The sequence below is a fragment of the Bacteroides gallinarum DSM 18171 = JCM 13658 genome, from assembly GCF_000374365.1.
Taxonomy (GTDB): domain Bacteria; phylum Bacteroidota; class Bacteroidia; order Bacteroidales; family Bacteroidaceae; genus Bacteroides; species Bacteroides gallinarum.
Map to the genome: position 1 here is coordinate 1 of NZ_KB894180.1, position 16,881 is coordinate 16,881.

General features: G+C 48.3%; 14 protein-coding genes and 1 tRNA gene. 8 read left to right on the plus strand and 7 right to left on the minus strand.

Annotated features, from left to right (window positions below; all coding sequences use genetic code 11):
* Positions 1–266: 266 nt before the first annotated feature.
* Positions 267–629: a MerR family transcriptional regulator gene (locus tag C233_RS0120545; protein WP_018669380.1), complete on the minus strand. Its 363-nt coding sequence runs from the start codon at positions 627–629 to the stop codon at positions 267–269.
* Positions 630–690: 61 nt separating this feature from the next.
* On the minus strand, positions 691–1,659 hold the full coding sequence (locus C233_RS0120550; protein ID WP_018669381.1) for a M23 family metallopeptidase: 969 nt from the start codon (positions 1,657–1,659) through the stop codon (positions 691–693).
* 192 nt (positions 1,660–1,851) lie between these two features.
* Here C233_RS0120550 and alaS point away from each other — a divergent pair, with 192 nt between their 5' ends.
* Entirely contained in the window at positions 1,852–4,473 is a 2,622-nt protein-coding gene (gene alaS, locus C233_RS0120555) for an alanine--tRNA ligase (protein WP_018669382.1), read from the plus strand.
* 68 nt (positions 4,474–4,541) lie between these two features.
* Here alaS and C233_RS0120560 read toward each other — a convergent pair whose 3' ends face one another.
* Entirely contained in the window at positions 4,542–5,960 is a 1,419-nt protein-coding gene (locus C233_RS0120560) for an ATP-dependent DNA helicase (protein WP_018669383.1), read from the minus strand.
* A gap of 95 nt (positions 5,961–6,055) precedes the next feature.
* On the opposite strand from C233_RS0120560, the gene C233_RS0120565 reads away from it, so the two are divergent.
* From C233_RS0120565 to rsmD, 3 genes are read left to right on the plus strand one after another with little or no spacing between them, the layout of a single operon-like run.
* Positions 6,056–6,742: a hypothetical protein gene (locus tag C233_RS0120565; protein ID WP_018669384.1), complete on the plus strand. Its 687-nt coding sequence runs from the start codon at positions 6,056–6,058 to the stop codon at positions 6,740–6,742.
* 15 nt (positions 6,743–6,757) lie between these two features.
* The gene (locus tag C233_RS0120570; RefSeq protein WP_018669385.1) at positions 6,758–7,537 is read left to right on the plus strand and encodes a DUF3822 family protein; all 780 of its coding nucleotides are present in this window, start codon (positions 6,758–6,760) and stop codon (positions 7,535–7,537) included.
* Positions 7,528–8,076: a 16S rRNA (guanine(966)-N(2))-methyltransferase RsmD gene (rsmD, locus tag C233_RS0120575; RefSeq protein ID WP_018669386.1), complete on the plus strand. Its 549-nt coding sequence runs from the start codon at positions 7,528–7,530 to the stop codon at positions 8,074–8,076. The genes C233_RS0120570 and rsmD overlap by 10 nt, the downstream gene beginning before the upstream one ends.
* 59 nt (positions 8,077–8,135) lie before the next feature.
* Here rsmD and cls read toward each other — a convergent pair whose 3' ends face one another.
* From cls to C233_RS0120590, 3 genes are all read right to left on the minus strand, one after another.
* Positions 8,136–9,575, minus strand: coding sequence for a cardiolipin synthase (cls, locus tag C233_RS0120580; RefSeq protein WP_018669387.1), 1,440 nt, complete (start codon positions 9,573–9,575; stop codon positions 8,136–8,138).
* Positions 9,576–9,648: 73 nt separating this feature from the next.
* Positions 9,649–12,561, minus strand: a complete 2,913-nt coding sequence (locus C233_RS0120585; protein WP_018669388.1) for a TonB-dependent receptor — start codon at positions 12,559–12,561, stop codon at positions 9,649–9,651.
* Positions 12,562–12,661: 100 nt separating this feature from the next.
* Positions 12,662–13,075 (minus strand): hypothetical protein, encoded by a 414-nt coding sequence (locus C233_RS0120590; RefSeq protein WP_018669389.1) that lies wholly within the window; start codon positions 13,073–13,075, stop codon positions 12,662–12,664.
* A gap of 103 nt (positions 13,076–13,178) precedes the next feature.
* On the opposite strand from C233_RS0120590, the gene aroB reads away from it, so the two are divergent.
* The 4 genes from aroB (at position 13,179) to C233_RS0120615 (ending at position 16,500) form a co-directional block, all read left to right on the plus strand.
* Positions 13,179–14,240: a 3-dehydroquinate synthase gene (gene aroB, locus C233_RS0120595; RefSeq protein ID WP_018669390.1), complete on the plus strand. Its 1,062-nt coding sequence runs from the start codon at positions 13,179–13,181 to the stop codon at positions 14,238–14,240.
* Between the two features lie 66 nt (positions 14,241–14,306).
* Complete coding sequence (locus C233_RS0120600) at positions 14,307–14,891, plus strand: Nmad2 family putative nucleotide modification protein (protein ID WP_018669391.1); 585 nt, start codon at positions 14,307–14,309, stop codon at positions 14,889–14,891.
* Positions 14,888–15,682 carry an Nmad3 family putative nucleotide modification protein gene (locus C233_RS0120605; protein ID WP_018669392.1) on the plus strand — a complete coding sequence of 265 codons (795 nt, stop codon included), beginning with the start codon at positions 14,888–14,890 and terminating at the stop codon, positions 15,680–15,682. Before C233_RS0120600 ends, C233_RS0120605 begins: the two co-directional genes overlap by 4 nt.
* A 743-nt stretch (positions 15,683–16,425) precedes the next feature.
* Positions 16,426–16,500: transfer RNA gene (locus C233_RS0120615), tRNA-Pro, on the plus strand.
* 119 nt (positions 16,501–16,619) lie between these two features.
* On the opposite strand, the gene C233_RS23045 is transcribed toward C233_RS0120615, so the two are convergent.
* Positions 16,620–16,881, minus strand: a 262-nt coding sequence (locus tag C233_RS23045; RefSeq protein WP_018669395.1) for a transposase, incomplete at its 5' end; no start/stop codon positions are given.

Below are 16,881 nucleotides of genomic sequence, written 5' to 3' on the forward strand. Positions count from 1 at the left end.
CAGGAAGACGGAAATCCTGTGGATTTTCTTTGGAATACATACGGCAAATGCCGTACTGATGATAGACAAGATCAGGAACAGGACGGTGAAAGCGGCATGATATGATTTTACAGGCAGAGGCAGAAGATGTCTTCAGACTTCTTCCCGAGCGTCATGTCTTGTAGGGTAAGATTGTGTGAGAAATTACAGGAATAGGACTATAAAAATGGCATATGAAGTGAGTATGCTCTATCATCTTCATATGCCATCTTGATTTTTAGGGACATTTACTGAATATCCCGCTCATAGGTAAAGGCATCGAGCGCCTCTTTCATGCCCACAAGTTCTTCGCGGATGTTCCGCAGCCGCTCCACGATTTCAAAATTCCGGAGGGTGGCTTCTTTATTGTCTTTCATACGCTGGCGCGCACCGGGCAGCGTCATACCGCGCTCCTTAACCAAGTGATAAATCAGCTTCACGGTTTCGATGTCCTCCTTGCGGTACTGGCGTATCCCCCGCCCGCCTTTCTTGGGATTGAGCTGCGGAAACTCTTTCTCCCAGAAACGGAGCAGCGATTCGTTGACGTCGAACATCCGGGCAACCTCGCTAATGGAGTAGTACAGTTTCAGTTCTTTATCGGTGTTCAGCATGCGGCATTGTCTATTAATCGTACATAAATCCGGTTCAGTCAGTCGTTCATAATAGCCCGGTTCAGTCGAGCACTTTACCGTGATTGGCGGCAAGCTGTATCATACGGTCGTAATCCTCGGCGCTCAAATCCATGAAGTAATAGTTTACGGGATTCACTACCTGTCCTTTTACATGCACTTCGTAATGAAGATGCGGCCCGGTACTTTTTCCCGTGCTCCCCACCTCGCCGATTACCTCGCCGCGTACCACACGTTTTCCGAGCTTGGTGCGGAAGCCCTGCAAATGAGCGTACCACGTCTGGTAGCCGAAACCGTGGTCTACGACGATAATGTTTCCATAGCCGGTCTGCCACCCCATTTTCACCACCGTACCGTCACCCGTAGCATAAACTTCCGTGCCCGAGTGGGCGGAGAAGTCCATGCCGGCATGGAACTTGGTTGTGCCGTAGATAGGGTCTATGCGTGTTCCGTAACCGGAAGCGGTCTTACGTAAGTCTTTATTGGAAATAGGCTGGATGGCCGGTATGCAACGCAGCATTTCGTCGTGCTTCTTGCACATCTCCACCACATCGTCGAACGAACGCGACTGGATATAAAGCTGTTTCGTAAGCATGTCCATTTTCTGCGTGGTGTTTACAACCAACTCGGAATTAGCCATGTCCATTAAATGCTCGTAACGGTTCGTGCCACCGTATCCCGCCTTGCGGATAGCCGACGGTATGGGGTCTGCCTGGAAAATAACACGGTACAGGTTGTCGTCGCGCTGCTGCACATCCTGCAACACTCCCATGGCCTCGTCCAGCCTTCGCGAAAGTACATTGTATTGCGCCTGAAGCCTGCTATTCTCTTTCCGCAGCTCTTTCTCGGACGGCGAACCGAAAATAAGCAACAGCACGATGAAGCTGCCGGCCCCCAGCCCCATGCCCAGGAACAACCGGCGCAATATGCTCAGCGCCCGCTGCCGGACGGTAGGATAAATCCGGTCATAGGTCTGTGTCCGCGGATTATAAATGTAGTAAACTTTGCGCATCTTTGGAAATATTTCGCTTGTCAATGCGGCAAAAGTAATAAAAACAAGCTATCTTTGCACAGTTTTTTTCAAGATTTATGATTTATGATTTATGATTTATAGAATGGCGAACCGCAAAATATGCAAATCATAGGTCACGAGCCATAAATCTGACAAGTTGAAATCTGAAATCATAAATCATAAACAAGACGTATGCTGACTGCAAATGAAATCAGAGACTCGTTCAAGAGTTTCTTCGAAAGTAAAGGTCACCAAATCGTGCCTTCGGCTCCGATGGTGATAAAGGACGACCCCACGCTGATGTTTACCAACGCGGGGATGAACCAGTTCAAAGATATCATTCTGGGTAATCACCCGGCAAAATATAAAAGAGTGGCCGACTCGCAGAAATGCCTCCGCGTCAGCGGAAAGCACAACGACCTGGAAGAAGTGGGACACGACACTTACCACCATACCATGTTCGAGATGCTGGGTAACTGGTCGTTCGGCGACTACTTCAAGAAGGAGGCTATCTCCTGGGCATGGGAATACCTGGTAGACGTACTGAAACTGAACCCGAAAGACCTTTATGCAACCGTGTTCGAGGGCAGCCCCGAAGAAGGGTTGGAGCGCGATAACGAAGCCGCTTCCTACTGGGAACAGTTCCTGCCTAAAGACCACATCCTCAACGGCAACAAGCACGATAACTTCTGGGAAATGGGCGATACGGGTCCTTGCGGCCCTTGTTCCGAAATCCATGTGGACTCGCGCTCGGAAGAAGAAAAAGCGTTGGTTCCCGGGTCGCAGTTGGTAAATAAAGACCACCCGCAGGTTATCGAAATCTGGAACCTCGTGTTCATGCAGTTCAACCGTAAGGCAGACGGCAGTCTCGAAGGGCTTCCCGCCAAGGTTATCGACACCGGCATGGGCTTCGAGCGTTTGGTACGCACCCTGCAAGGCAAGACTTCCAACTACGACACTGACGTTTTCCAGCCGATGTTGAAGGCAATCGGCAACATGGCTGGAACCGAATACGGCAAAAACGAACAGCAGGATATCGCCATGCGCGTCATTGCCGACCACATCCGTACGATTGCCTTCTCTATCACGGACGGACAGTTGCCGGGCAATGCCAAGGCGGGTTATGTAATCCGCCGCATCCTCCGCCGCGCCGTACGTTACGGTTATACGTTCCTCGGCCAGAAGCAAGCCTTCATGTACAAGTTGCTCCCCGTACTGATAGAGAACATGGGCGGCGCTTATCCCGAGCTGGATGCGCAAAAGGAGCTGATAGCCAAGGTTATCAAGGAAGAGGAAGATTCTTTCCTCCGTACCCTGGAAACCGGTATCCGCCTGCTGGATAAGACCATGGCGGATGCCAAGGCAGCCGGTAAGACCGAAATCAGCGGTAAAGACGCCTTTACGCTTTATGACACCTTCGGCTTCCCGCTCGACCTTACGGAACTCATCCTCCGCGAAAACGGCATGACAGCCGACATCAAAGAGTTCGACGCCGAAATGCAGCAGCAAAAGCAGCGCGCACGCAATGCCGCTGCCGTTGAAACCGGAGACTGGATTACGCTGCAAGAGGGTACTACCGAATTCGTAGGCTACGACTACACGGAATACGAGACTTCCATTTTGCGCTACCGCCAGATAAAGCAGAAAAACCAGGTACTATACCAGATTGTGTTGGACAAAACGCCGTTCTACGCCGAAAGCGGCGGCCAGGTAGGTGATACCGGCGTACTGGTGAACGAGTTCGAAACAATCGAAATCATCGATACCAAGAAGGAAAACAACCTTCCTATCCATATCACCAAGAAACTACCCCAGCACATGGAGGCTCCGTTAATGGCTTGCGTAGACACGGACAAGCGTGCCGCCTGTGCCGCCAATCACTCCGCCACCCACTTGCTGGATGCCGCATTGCGCGAGGTGCTGGGCGAACATGTAGAACAGAAAGGGTCGTTGGTTACTCCCGACTCCCTGCGTTTCGACTTCTCCCATTTCCAGAAAGTTACGGACGAGGAAATCCGCCGGGTAGAGCATATCGTAAATGCCAAGATACGCGCCAATATTCCTTTGAAAGAATACCGCAACATCCCCATTGAGGAAGCCAGAGAGTTGGGAGCTATCGCACTTTTCGGCGAGAAATACGGTGACCGCGTGCGTGTTATCCAGTTCGGTTCTTCTATCGAATTCTGCGGCGGTACGCACGTAGCCGCTACCGGCAATATCGGAATGGTGAAAATCATTTCCGAGAGTTCCGTTGCCGCCGGCGTACGCCGTATCGAGGCTTATACCGGAGCGCGTGTAGAGGAAATGCTCGATGTGTTCCAGGATACCATGCGCGACTTGAAAGCGCTTTTCAACAATGCTCCCGACCTGTCCGGCGCAATCCGTAAGTATATCGAGGAAAACGCGGGGCTGAAAAAGCAGGTGGAGGACTTCATGAAAGAGAAAGAAGCGCAACTGAAAGAGAAACTGCTAAAGAATATCCAGGAAATAAACGGCGTAAAGGTTATCAAGTTCTGCGCAGCCATGATACCTGCCGATACGGTCAAGAACATTGCTTTCCAGCTACGCGGAGAAATTACGGAGAATCTTTTCTTCGTTGCCGGTACGGTATGCGAAGGCAAGCCTATGCTGACAGTGATGCTGAGCGATAACCTCGTAGCCGGCGGCCTGAAAGCCGGTAACCTTGTGAAAGAAGCCGCCAAGCTGATACAAGGCGGCGGAGGCGGCCAGCCTCATTTCGCGACTGCCGGAGGCAAGAATCCGGACGGAATAAAGGCCGCGGTGGATAAGGTAATGGAACTGGCAAACATCTGAACGGTTATGCCGTCCACGATATAAGAACTCCGTTCCGGCTTTTCCCGCCGGAGCGGAGTTTTTTTTATTCATTCAATCTGTTCTTTCGGATAATTTACTAAATACAACGTTCCCGTAGCACGGGTAAAAGCCGTGTAGAGCCAACGGAAATAATCGGGCGTCAGATACTCGTCCGTCATATACCCCTGGTCGAGAAAGACATTCTTCCACTGTCCGCCCTGCGCCTTGTGGCAGGTTACGGCATAAGCGTACTTCACTTGCAGGGCGTTATAGTAAGGGTCGGCTTTCATCTTCTTCATCCGCTCGCGCTTTACGGTAATGTCTGCATAATCCTCGAGAACCGTATAGAAAAGCCGGTCATTGTCCGCTTTAGCCAGTGCGGGGGCATCACTATGCAGGGTATCCAGCAAAAGGTTCGCCTCCAGTTCGAAATCATCGTAGTCGGGGAATGCCAGGGTAACATCGGCAAAACGGAATCCGTATAACTCGCGGGTACGGCGTACCCGGCGCACTACGGCAGTCTCGCCGTTGGCTATAAAGTCCATTTCTTTCTGTTTCTCCGTCCAGAAATAATTGTTTTTTGCAATCATCAGCAAATCGCCCGCGTTCAGCTCGTCCTCCCGCCAGAGAATTTGGGCGCGGATGCCGTTATTGTATATATTCGCCCGCTTGTTGGAGCGGCATACCACAATCGTTTCATCCAGCCCGTCACGACCGTAGCATGCCTCGAGCTCCTCTATCAGCTCGTTGCCCGGCAGTACTCTGATGTCTGCAAACCCCGTCGTCCTGATTTTCGGCAATGCCCCGCAATCATCCCGGGCTATCAGTTGCCGTAAACGGGTGGCATTCCACAGAATACCCGACTGCTGCTCCTGGCGGACGACCTGCGTCAAATCCACCTCCTGCACTTCCAGCCCGTACCCTTTCAAGGCATCGGCGAAAAGGGCGGGGCTTTGCTCCTCACCCACCGGCGGAAGCTGTGCCGTATCGCCCATAAGCAAAAGACGGCATCCCGTACCGGAATAGACGAACTGCACCAGGTCGTCCAGCAGACGCCCCGTACCGAATACCGAACCCGACAGGCCGTCATTGGAAATCATCGACGCCTCGTCCACGATATATAACGTATGGGTTGTCAAATTATCGTTCACCGAAAAATTACCCGTCTCGTTGGAGAACGATTGCTGTCTATATATTTTTTTATGAATCGTAAACGCCGGATGTCCCGCATAAGCGGCAAATACTTTCGCCGCCCGCCCCGTCGGAGCCAGCAATACCGACTTTTGTTGCAACTTGTCCTGCGTCTTGACCAAAGCTCCCACCAACGAGGTCTTACCCGTCCCCGCATAACCACGAAGCAGAAAAACCGCCTCGCTACGAGGCGACAAGAGGAACTCCGACAAAGATTTTATTGCAATTTCCTGCTCCGGAGTTGGTTGGTAAGGAAAATTTTCCTTAATTTGCCTTTCTAAATAGTTATTTATCATTTTTGTAATAGAAAAAAGTAACGGGAACTGTCGTTTTTAAATTTATTTCTTTTATTTTTGCGGTGCGAATATAACAACTAAAAAACATATTTATCATGAAAACAGTATTTAATATCGTTTTAGGCTTATGTGCTCTGGTCTTAGTTTATATCTGCTATGCCAGTATCATGGGTCCTATAAACTTTGAGGAAGCTAAGAAGCACAGAGACGCAGCAGTCATCGCCCGTCTGATTGACATCCGTAAAGCACAGTTGGAATATCGCGGTTTGCACAACCAGCAATATACCGCCAGCTTCGATACGTTGATTGACTTCGTAAAGAACCAGAAACTTCCGTTCATTTTCAAACAGGGAGAATTGGACGACAAGCAGTTGGAAGACGGCTTGACGGAAAAGAAAGCTATCAATATCATCAATAAGGCTAAAAAGACCGGTAACTACTCGGAAGTAAAGAAATGGGGATTGGAAAACTTCAAGCGCGACACTATGTGGGTAGCCGTATTGGATACTATCTTCCCCAAAGGCTTCAATCCGGACTCAATGAGATACGTACCTTTCGGCAACGGCGCACAATTCGAAATGGCTATCCGCAACGATACCGCCAAGTCGGGTGCTCCCTTCTGCCTGCTCGAAGTCAAGACTCCGTACGAAGTATACCTGAATGGCCTGGATAAGCAGGAAATCGCTAACCTGAAAGACCTTCAGACTAAGTTGGGCAAATACTCGGGCTTGATGATTGGTAGCTTGGAAACAGCTAACAACAACGCCGGTAACTGGGAATAATCCACCGACATACGTATGATAGAAACGACTGATTTCAGTAAATCGGAACAATATACCTTATCCATCCGTCTCAGTACGGATGGATTTTCTTTTTCTATATTCAACCCGCTCGGCGACGGCGGCCTTTCCTTTTACGACCGCGAGGTAGACGACTCGCTGTCGCTCACAGCCAACCTGAAACAGACTTTCCGCGAGGTGGAATGGCTGAATCGCTCCTTCCGCCGTGTCAACGTGCTTATGGCAGGCAAGCGTTTCACGTTCATCCCCCTGGAATTCTTCGAAGACGAGCAGGCGGAAACCGTATTCTATCACAACCACCCCAAACAGGACAATGAACTGGTACAGTACAATATCCTGCACAAAAACAACATCGTCGTACTGTTCGGCATGGATAAAAGCAGTTGCTCCCTCTTGCGCGAACAATATCCCGACATCCGTTTTTATTCCCAGGCAAGCCCGTTCATCGAGTATTTTGCCACCAAAAGCCGGCTGGGTAACTGCCGGAAGATGTACATCCACCTGCATAAGGAAGCCGTAGACATATATACCTACGAACGCGGCCGGCTGACATTTGCCAACTCCTTTGCCTGCAAAGCGACGAACGACCGTATCTATTACATTCTCTATCTATGGAAGCAGCTCGGCATGGAGCAGGAACGCGACGAGCTCCACCTTACAGGCGAGCTGTCCGACAAGGAGCAACTGCTGCCCGAGCTGAGAAAATTCATCCGGCAGGTATTCGTCATGAACCCTGCCGCTAATCTCGACCTGCAAGCCATTAACCTATGCGAGTAATCAGCGGAATATACAAAAGAAGACGTTTCGATGTGCCCCGTTCCTTCAAGGCACGCCCCACTACGGATTTTGCCAAAGAAAATCTGTTCAACGTATTGTCCAACTATATAGACTTCGAGGAAGGCGTACGTGCGCTCGACCTGTTTGCCGGAACAGGCAGCATCAGTATCGAACTCGTATCCAGAGGATGCGACCGGGTTATCAGCATAGAAAAAGACCGCGACCACCATGCCTTTATCTACAAGGTGATGCAAGAGCTGAAAACCGACAAATGCCTGCCTGTCCGCGGTGATGCGTTCAAGTATATCCGCGACGGACGGGAGCAGTTCGATTTTATCTTCGCCGACCCTCCTTACGACTTGAAAGGCCTCGAAACCCTGCCCGACCTGATTTTCGAGAACAAACTCTTAAAGGAAGACGGCCTGTTCGTCCTGGAACACGGGAAAACAAACCATTTCGAAGCCCACCCCTGCTTTGTAGAAAGAAGAGTGTACGGCAGTGTGAATTTCTCCTTTTTCAAGCTGAAGGCCGAGGACTGAAACGGGGACTGAATAAGCTACGCTGTAATGCTGCACGGCTTTCAGCCCGCAGCATTCAACTACAAAAGCGGCGCCAACAAACGCACTATGCTCTCCGCCGCCTTACGATACCAGGGACGTTTCGCCCAATTCTTGGAGAACACCTGTACGCACTCCCGTTGGTCTTGAAGAAATATTTCACGCATCTGGAGGGCGGTTTCCGTATCGTATATAAATGCGTTCACCTCAAAGTTATGTTCAAAACTGCGGAAATCCACATTCGTGGAACCTACGGTAGACAGCTCGTCGTCCGACACCATTAACTTAGAGTGCAGAAACCCTTTCTTGTAGAAATACACCTTGACTCCCGCCCGCAAAACCTCCGCCAGATACGAACAGGAACCCAGATGCGTCAACCTGTTATCTGCACGGTAAGGAAGCATCAGACGTACATCCACCCCCGCCAAAGCAGCCGTTTGCATTGCAAGGGAAAAAGCCTCTGTGGGCAGGAAATACGGAGTCTGTATATAGAAATATTTCCGCGCACCGCTTATCGCCATAACAAGCCCCTGCATAATTTCTTTCCAGGGTCCTACCGGTTCGCCCGTCACAATCTGCGCCAGCGAAGTGCCGCAATTGTCTATCTTCGGGAAGTAACGGGCAGAGGTAATCAGGCTGCGGTCTACGAAATACCAGTCGAGCAGAAAAGTCGTTTGCAAACCATGCACAGCCTTGCCTTCCAGCAGCAGATGCGTATCGCGCCATATCCCCCAGGAGAAACCGCGCATATAACGCTCCGCCAGGTTCATACCGCCTACAAACCCTACACGCCCGTCGATAACCACAATCTTACGGTGGTTGCGATAATTCACCTTACTGGTAAACAGAGGGAAGCGAACCTTCAGGAAGCTGCGTACCTCCACCCCCGCCTCGCGCATCTGTTCGTAAAAACGGTTGGGAACATGCCAGCAGCCCACATCATCATAAATAACGCGCACCTCCACTCCCTGTTTTGCCTTATCTATCAACACATCGCGCACCATTCGGCCAATGGCATCATCCTCGAAGATGTAAAACTCCATATGGATATGCTTCTCCGCCTTCTGCAACTCGCGCAGGAGCGACTGGAGCATGGAAAGTCCCCGTGTATAAACCTCCACGCGGTTTCCGTCGAAAGGAAAAGCCTGGTTGGTGTTGCGGAACAGGGAGATAAGGCGGCTGTAACTCATGGGGAGCACGCACGAATTCTGGGCAAGATATTCGGCCATCGGCTTTTTCAGCAGGCGGTCGTAACTTTTCTTCCCGATGACACGCACCCGCCGCTGGCTACGGCCGAAGAAGAAGTAAAGCACGAGTCCTGCCAACGGCAGAAACATCAGTATCAGTATCCACGCCATTGTCTTTACCGGATTCCGGTTATCGAGGATGATAACCGTGATTGTTCCGATAATCGCGCCAAAATAGATTATGTCGAATGCTACTGTGGCAACCAGGCCGGCTATGAAGTTCCAATCAAGCATACATCTGTCATAAAGAATATAACAAATGTATGAAAAACAAAGGAACTTTTACGACCTATTACATTGATTAACATTAGAACGGCCGGCGTCCGGGACCAAATCCGCCCCTATGAGGAGGACGTCCGGGACCAGGACCGCCGAAGCCCCGCTTGCCCTGCATGCTTTCGCGTGCCGCCTTGCTGCCGAAGATGTTCAGACGATAAATGAAACGTAACATACAATAGCTGTTGACACCGTTGTAGGAAGATACCGAACGGGCATCCGCCGTCAACGAACGGCTGATATTGCTTTGCTGTTTCAAAATATCGTACATCTCGAAGCTGAGAGTAGCCGCCCCTTTCAGGAACGATTGCGAGAGCTGTGCGTTCCAAATCAGCTCATTGCGGTTCATGCTGCTATCCGTATAACCGCGACGGCTCTGATTGGTGATATTGGTAGAAAGCGTCATCTGCCAGGGGAATGTTACGTTCGTCAAAGCGCCGTAAGAGAAGGTATAAGGGTCTTGATTATTCTCCGGCCGCAGCTTGCTGCGTTCGGCAGTATAAGAGATAGAACCGTTCAACCCGAATTCGAACCAGTCGTTGCGATAAGCGCCGTTCAGCCGTTCACTCAATGTAAGCCCGGTAGTGGTATTCTTGTCGTCCGCTTTGGTATCGTTATTATACAGGAAAGCCACATTGTTGGCATAGTTGATATTCGAGAACGAATTAATGGTAAACTTCTTGTTCTTCAATGCAGTATTGAAGCCGAACAGTCCGAAGGCATTCCAGTTGCCGTTGATATTCTTGGGCGTAGTAGTCCGTCCACCGGTCTGTTCATTATATACCGTACTGTTACTGATGCTGTTCTGTGTGGTCGAAAAGCTGAAATGCGTCATTATACCACGCTGCAAATCGGCATTATACGTATTGTAAAACAAGCGCATAGTATGCGTAAACGCAGGCTTCAACCCCGGATTACCCACCCTGATGTTCAGCGGGTTCGAATTGTCGGCGATAGGCAGCAAATTCTCCATGCTCGGCTGGCTGCTTCGTCCGCGATACATAAAGCGCAACTGGCTTACTTTAGAGAAGCGGTAACGGAAGTCTATGTTCGGAGCGAAGTTGAATACATTACGCGCCGTATCAATCATGTAATCGCCGCGCTTATACGACAGCACCGAATGCTGCGGCTGTAAAGACATTCCCGCACTCAACTGGTACTTCTCGCGAATGAAACGCAACGATACAGACGCATCGTGATTATAATACCTGTACTCCGCATACTTGCCCAGGCTATCCACCGGATGCGCCTCATAACCGGAGGGCAAAGGCCCGTTGATGTCCCAGTCCGGATAACTCAACATATCGAACGTAGTCTTGTCGCTCTCGCTGTACTTGTACTGGAACTGGTAGCTGAACTGCAAGAAAGTAGCCCGGGCTATCGGTTCGCTGTACGTAATCTGGGCACTGTAATTATAATTATTGGTAGGCGTCGTGATATACTGGTTGCGGTATAGTATAGAGTCGCCTCCCAGTGCATTCAACATCTGGTAGTAGCGGGTTTCCGACTGCGTGTACTGGTCGTTGTCGTTGTTGCCGTACCCAAAACGTCCGCGGAAAGTAATGTTACGCCCCCTGTCGTTCAGCTTCCTGTTCAGTTGCAAAGTAGCTTCCGTAGAAAGGCTTTTCGTCTTGCTCAACGAAGCGTCGTTCGTAGCATTCACACGGATATCCTTCAAGGGGTCATCCGTCATCTGGTCGAAGTTGAGAAAATCGTTCGGGTCTACCACCAGGCCGTACGGGTCTGCATTGAACGTGCCCGACTCGGAGCTGGAAGCATCATTAGTATTGCCGTAAGAGAAGTTCGGGCGGAAAATAATGTTCGTCATCGAGTCCGGCCGCCACTCCAACCGCAGATTGGCATTGAAATTCACCTCCTTGTTCTTATTGACGGAGTTGGAGTTAGAATACGAATTTCCGTTTTGCAGGAAACGCTCGGAAGAATTGGTACTGATAACATCCGCACCTTTATAATTATACCGGGCACTACCGTCTACTTCCAGCTTGGACGTTTCCGTAGCAAAGTTCACACCCAGCATTTTCTTGGCTACCAAACCATTATTCCTGCGCCAGCGCGGACCGCCGCCACCGCCGGAAAAACCCTGGTCGTTGACGTTGTTCGCCGAACCTATCACAGAGAACTGCGTCTTGTCCACAAAGCGGTTCAGCATCATGCGTGCCATATAGCGGTCTTCCGTACCATAGGCAAGGTCGGCATTGCCGAACCAACCCTTATTCATACCTTTCTTCACGGTGAGGTCGAGCACCGTTTCCTCCTCACCGTCGTCTATACCGGTGATACGTGCCAAGTCCGACTTCTTATCATAGGTTTTCAGCTTATCAATCATATCGACCGGCAGGTTCTTCAAACCGGTCGCCACATCGCCGCCGAAGAACTCCTTACCGTCCACCATAATCTTCTTCAACTCCTTGCCGTTGATTTTTACATTACCGTCCTCATCGATTTCCGCACCGGGAAGCTTCTTCACCAGCTCTTCCAACATCGCACCTTCCGGCGTACGGTAAGCAGTAGAATTGTACACCAGCGTATCTTCCACTACCTGCACCTGCGGAGCCTCGGCTACAATCACCGCTTCGGCAAGCATGATAGCATCCGTCTCGAGCGTTATCGTACCGACATTCTTGTTGAGCACATTGGCGTAGAGATGCAGAGGGATAAACTTATTCTTAAAGCCTATGTAGGATACCTTCAATACATACTTTCCGGCATTCACCTTCGGCAAGGTGAAATACCCTTTTCCGGTAGTGGCAACACCGGCAGCATAGGCACTGTCCGGCAATGACAATAATTGGATAGTAGCTTGTACCGCAGGCTCGTTCGTGTCCTCGACCACCCGGCCGGATACGGTAATTTTTTTGGTTTGTGAAAAAGCGGACAATGCCGTTGCCAACAACAGCATTGCTCCGATGATAATTCTTTTCATGCCCTGTATTCTAAATGAACAACAATGTTTATTTGTAACTGTTTCATTTGACAAACTTACGGGCAAAAGGTTTAATGCCTTACAGATTGATTTTACTTAATTATCGATTATTCCGCTTAAACAATCTATCGACAGCCGCTTTTTTTATACCGAATTCAAGGCAAAGCACGTTCACAATCAAGAATATCAGGAAAGAAGAAGAGTCTACGGACATAATGTCTCCGTGTGCCACACGGTACAGCATGCCTCCGAAAACAAAAAGCACCGTCAGGAACATGGCGTTCCGCGTAGCCTTGTTACGGATTTCCTCCACCTCTTTACACTCGCCCTTCGTCAAAGCAAATATTATCATCAATGCCCCCAACATCATCAGGAGTTTGGAACATTCCTTGTAAAACAACAGGTTGGCATCCGTCACCCTGCCCAACATCATCATTAAGAACGGAAGAAACAAAGCCAGTGCAATTATGCAATATCCAAGCGGACGGCAGTATACAGGAAGTAATGCTTTCATCTCGATTTATGAATTATGATTTATTTTATGACACAAAGGTAACATTTATTGCCGAAAGAGCTATCTTTGCCTTACAATAAATCACAAATTATAAATTTCCGTTATGAGTAAACAAGAAGTAATCCTTTGCGACGAACTGGAAAACAGCCTGGCACATGCTATCGGAAAGTGTCCCCACGATAAACTTTTCATCCTCACCGATGAACACACCCACCGTCTTTGCCTGCCTCAACTGAGAGGCATCCCCGCACTGAAAGACGCTGCCGAAATCCTTATCGGAGCAGGAGACATACATAAGAACCTGGAAACACTGGCTTCCGTATGGCAGTCGCTGAGCGAACAGGGAGCTACCCGCCATTCCCTATTAATAAACCTGGGCGGCGGCATGGTAACCGACCTCGGCGGTTTCGCCGCCTCCACCTTCAAGCGGGGAATAGCCTATATCAACATACCCACCACCCTGCTCGCTATGGTAGATGCGGCGGTAGGCGGAAAAACCGGTATCAACTTCAACGGGCTGAAAAACGAAATCGGTGTTTTCTCCCCTGCTGCCAGCGTATTGCTGGAAACAGAGTTTCTACGTAGCCTCGATGCCCACAACTTCTTCTCCGGTTATGCCGAGATGTTGAAACACGGTCTTATCAGCACTCCCCGGCACTTGGCAGAGCTGCTGTCTTTCGATACGAAAAACATAGATTATACCGCTCTCAAGGCAATGGTAGGCCGTTCTGTCCAAGTAAAAGAGGACATTGTAGAACAAGACCCGCAAGAACACGGCATACGCAAGGCACTCAACCTCGGCCATACCATAGGCCATGCATTCGAAAGCCTTGCCCTGGCAGAGAACCGTCCGGTACTGCACGGCTATGCCGTAGCCTGGGGAATCGTATGCGAACTTTACCTCTCGCACATAAAAACAGGCTTTCCCAAGGAAAAGATGCGCCAGGTCATCCAGTTCATCAAAGAGAATTATGGCGCTTTCGCCTTCCAGTGCAAGCAATACGACCGCCTCTACGAACTGATGCTGCACGATAAAAAGAATACCGCCGGCATCATCAACTTCACATTACTCAAAGAAGTAGGAGACATTTGCCTGAACCAGACTGCGGACAAAGAAACCATTTTCGAAGTATTCGATTTCTACCGGGAATGTATGGGAGTATGACTTTTATACTTATTATCAAAGATAAAAACTAAATGACAATATTAACCTTTAAAGTTTCTTACAAATATGGAAAACAAACTGTACAGCTACAAAATGGCTCATGACAAATGTTTTGCACCTAACCCACTGTTTGGAGTATTGACATTGGCAACCTGCAAACCCAAAATGAGACTTAACACCGAAGTAGGAAATTGGATTGCCGGCTGGACGTCAAAACACATAGCCCACACTCCTACAAAGACAGGTGAAGAAAGGCTCATCTACTTAGCCAAAGTTACCAAGAAACTCACTTTTGAGGAATATTGGGAGCAATACCCGCAAAAACGACCTATATATACAGACGATACCAGTGTATTGGAACGTTATGGAGACAATATTTATCAGCCCACAGGAGACGGAACTTTTATACAAATAAAGAACGTTCATCACGGTGAAAATAAAATGATGAAAGATTTAGGCGGAAAGTTCGTCCTTGTATGTGAGGAGTTCTATTATTTCAGTCACCTATCACCTTTAGAAATACAAATGGAATTACGCCCTAACATACCTAAAGCGCAGACATCTTACGGAGTAATTACAAAAGATGCTTCCGAGTTCATTAACTATGTGAAACAACATACCCACCTCTGCAAATATACTGATGCAAAATGAAAGTTGTATTAAGCCGTAAAGGTTTCGACTCACAATATGGCAGAATGCCAAGCCCGATATTACCAGACGGGACATTACTTTCATTACCTATACCTTCAAAATCCGATGATACAAAGTTTACGGATTTAGTTTGGAATGGGAAATCATATTATAACATTATCCATGAATTGAAAGGGAACAGCAAGATTAAGGAAAAATACCGTTGTCATTTAGACCCCGATATTAGGAAATGCGTCGTAGACAGACCGAACGGGTGGCAACCCGCATTTGGACAAGAGGGGACATCTTTAAGGCATCTACAGAAACAAGGGGTGGGGATAGGCGACTTGTTTCTTTTCTTCGGTTGGTTTAGGCAAACAGAACTTTTAAACGGAAAACTAAGTTATGTAAAAGATGCCCCCAATTTACATATCATCTACGGTTATTTACAAATAGGGAGTATTATTGACTCACCTAACGATGTGCCACAATGGTTAAATCAACATCCGCATACTCAAACCGACAGGTGGAAACAGCCCAATGCTATTTATATAGCTTCCCCCACATTTACCTTGTACCCCGCATTACCCGGAGCAGGATGCTTACACTATTCCGACAAATTGGTGCTTACCAAACAGGGGTATAGTAAAAGGGTATGGAGCCTACCTGATTTCTTTAGGGAGATACCTATTACGTACAATGCAAACGCATGGAAGGGAGAATGCTTTGTGTCGGCAGCCAAGGGACAGGAGTTCGTGTTCGATGCAAATGACAAAGCCATAGAGTGGATAAAGCGTCTTATATTGAAATGACCGTCAAATATTTTTTGCCCTAATCCAACGCTTCTTGGATTCTTTTTTATATCTGCCCATATAGAGCACGGTCGGCTGGCTGAGGATTTACCCGAAGTTTAAACAAGACAGGTTTTACATAATAAGGCAGGTTCTGGTCGGCATTTGCTATACGAATACACCATTTGGCAAAGTCCTTGGCACTCTTAAATATATCAAAGTCCACATCCCAACAGTCACTAGGCAACTTCGCTATATCATCATAATACCCTAACCACTCTGCAACCAGCATTCAAAATTCCTTTTTACTCCAAAGTTCCTCCGCTGCTATATCCTTGCCAAACAACCTATGCAATCCTTTGATACTAAATGCCACACTGCGCCTCAATAATATCATTGCAATGGCTCAACAAGAAGAGTTCCTTAAAACATTGCGGGGACATACTTTAACCTACATCAACCTTATAATCTGCTTGCATCCCAGTTATTCGTCCTGTTTTCGATTAAGGTTTCGGGATGATTTGATACTCTTTATTGCTATAAGACGGAGCTTTTTGCATGTGTTTTGCACAGTGTAGAATGCCAAACAGTTACCAAAACACCTTTACGTATTATTTAGAAGCATATCTAAATAGCATCTTGTGTTACAAGTATATAGCACTGGAAATAAATAAGATATAACAGGCATCCTGGGTATTTACATATATTTTCCCAACGATTTATTTGCAGATTAAAAATAAAGCACTACCTTTGCATCCGCAATTCGGGGTGTAGCTCAGCCCGGTTAGAGTACGCGTCTGGGGGGCGTGTGGTCGCTGGTTCGAATCCAGTCACCCCGACTGGTGATTATCAAGGAGTTAAGTCAATGACTTAGCTCCTTTTCTTTATAACGATTACATTTTTATTAAACTTTTCATGCAACTTAGGGGTCAACGTAAAAATCTGAGGGATTCATAGATTAAGCATAAATATTTGTTAGTCTGAAGAGAAAGAAAGCCCTGTCCTTTACTCCTCTGAACTGTGTTCTGAACTCCTTGATTTTGGCATTGAACGATTCTGAAGCTGCATTGGTGGAACGCCTGTCGAAAAAGTTGACGATTTCCAGATAATGTGTCTGTATGGAACGTACCACCCTTCCGAACGCAAGAAAACCGGATTTTTCAACCTCGTCATACCATCTGGCAAGTCTTGTCAGAGCGGTATCCTTGTGCTTGCACTGG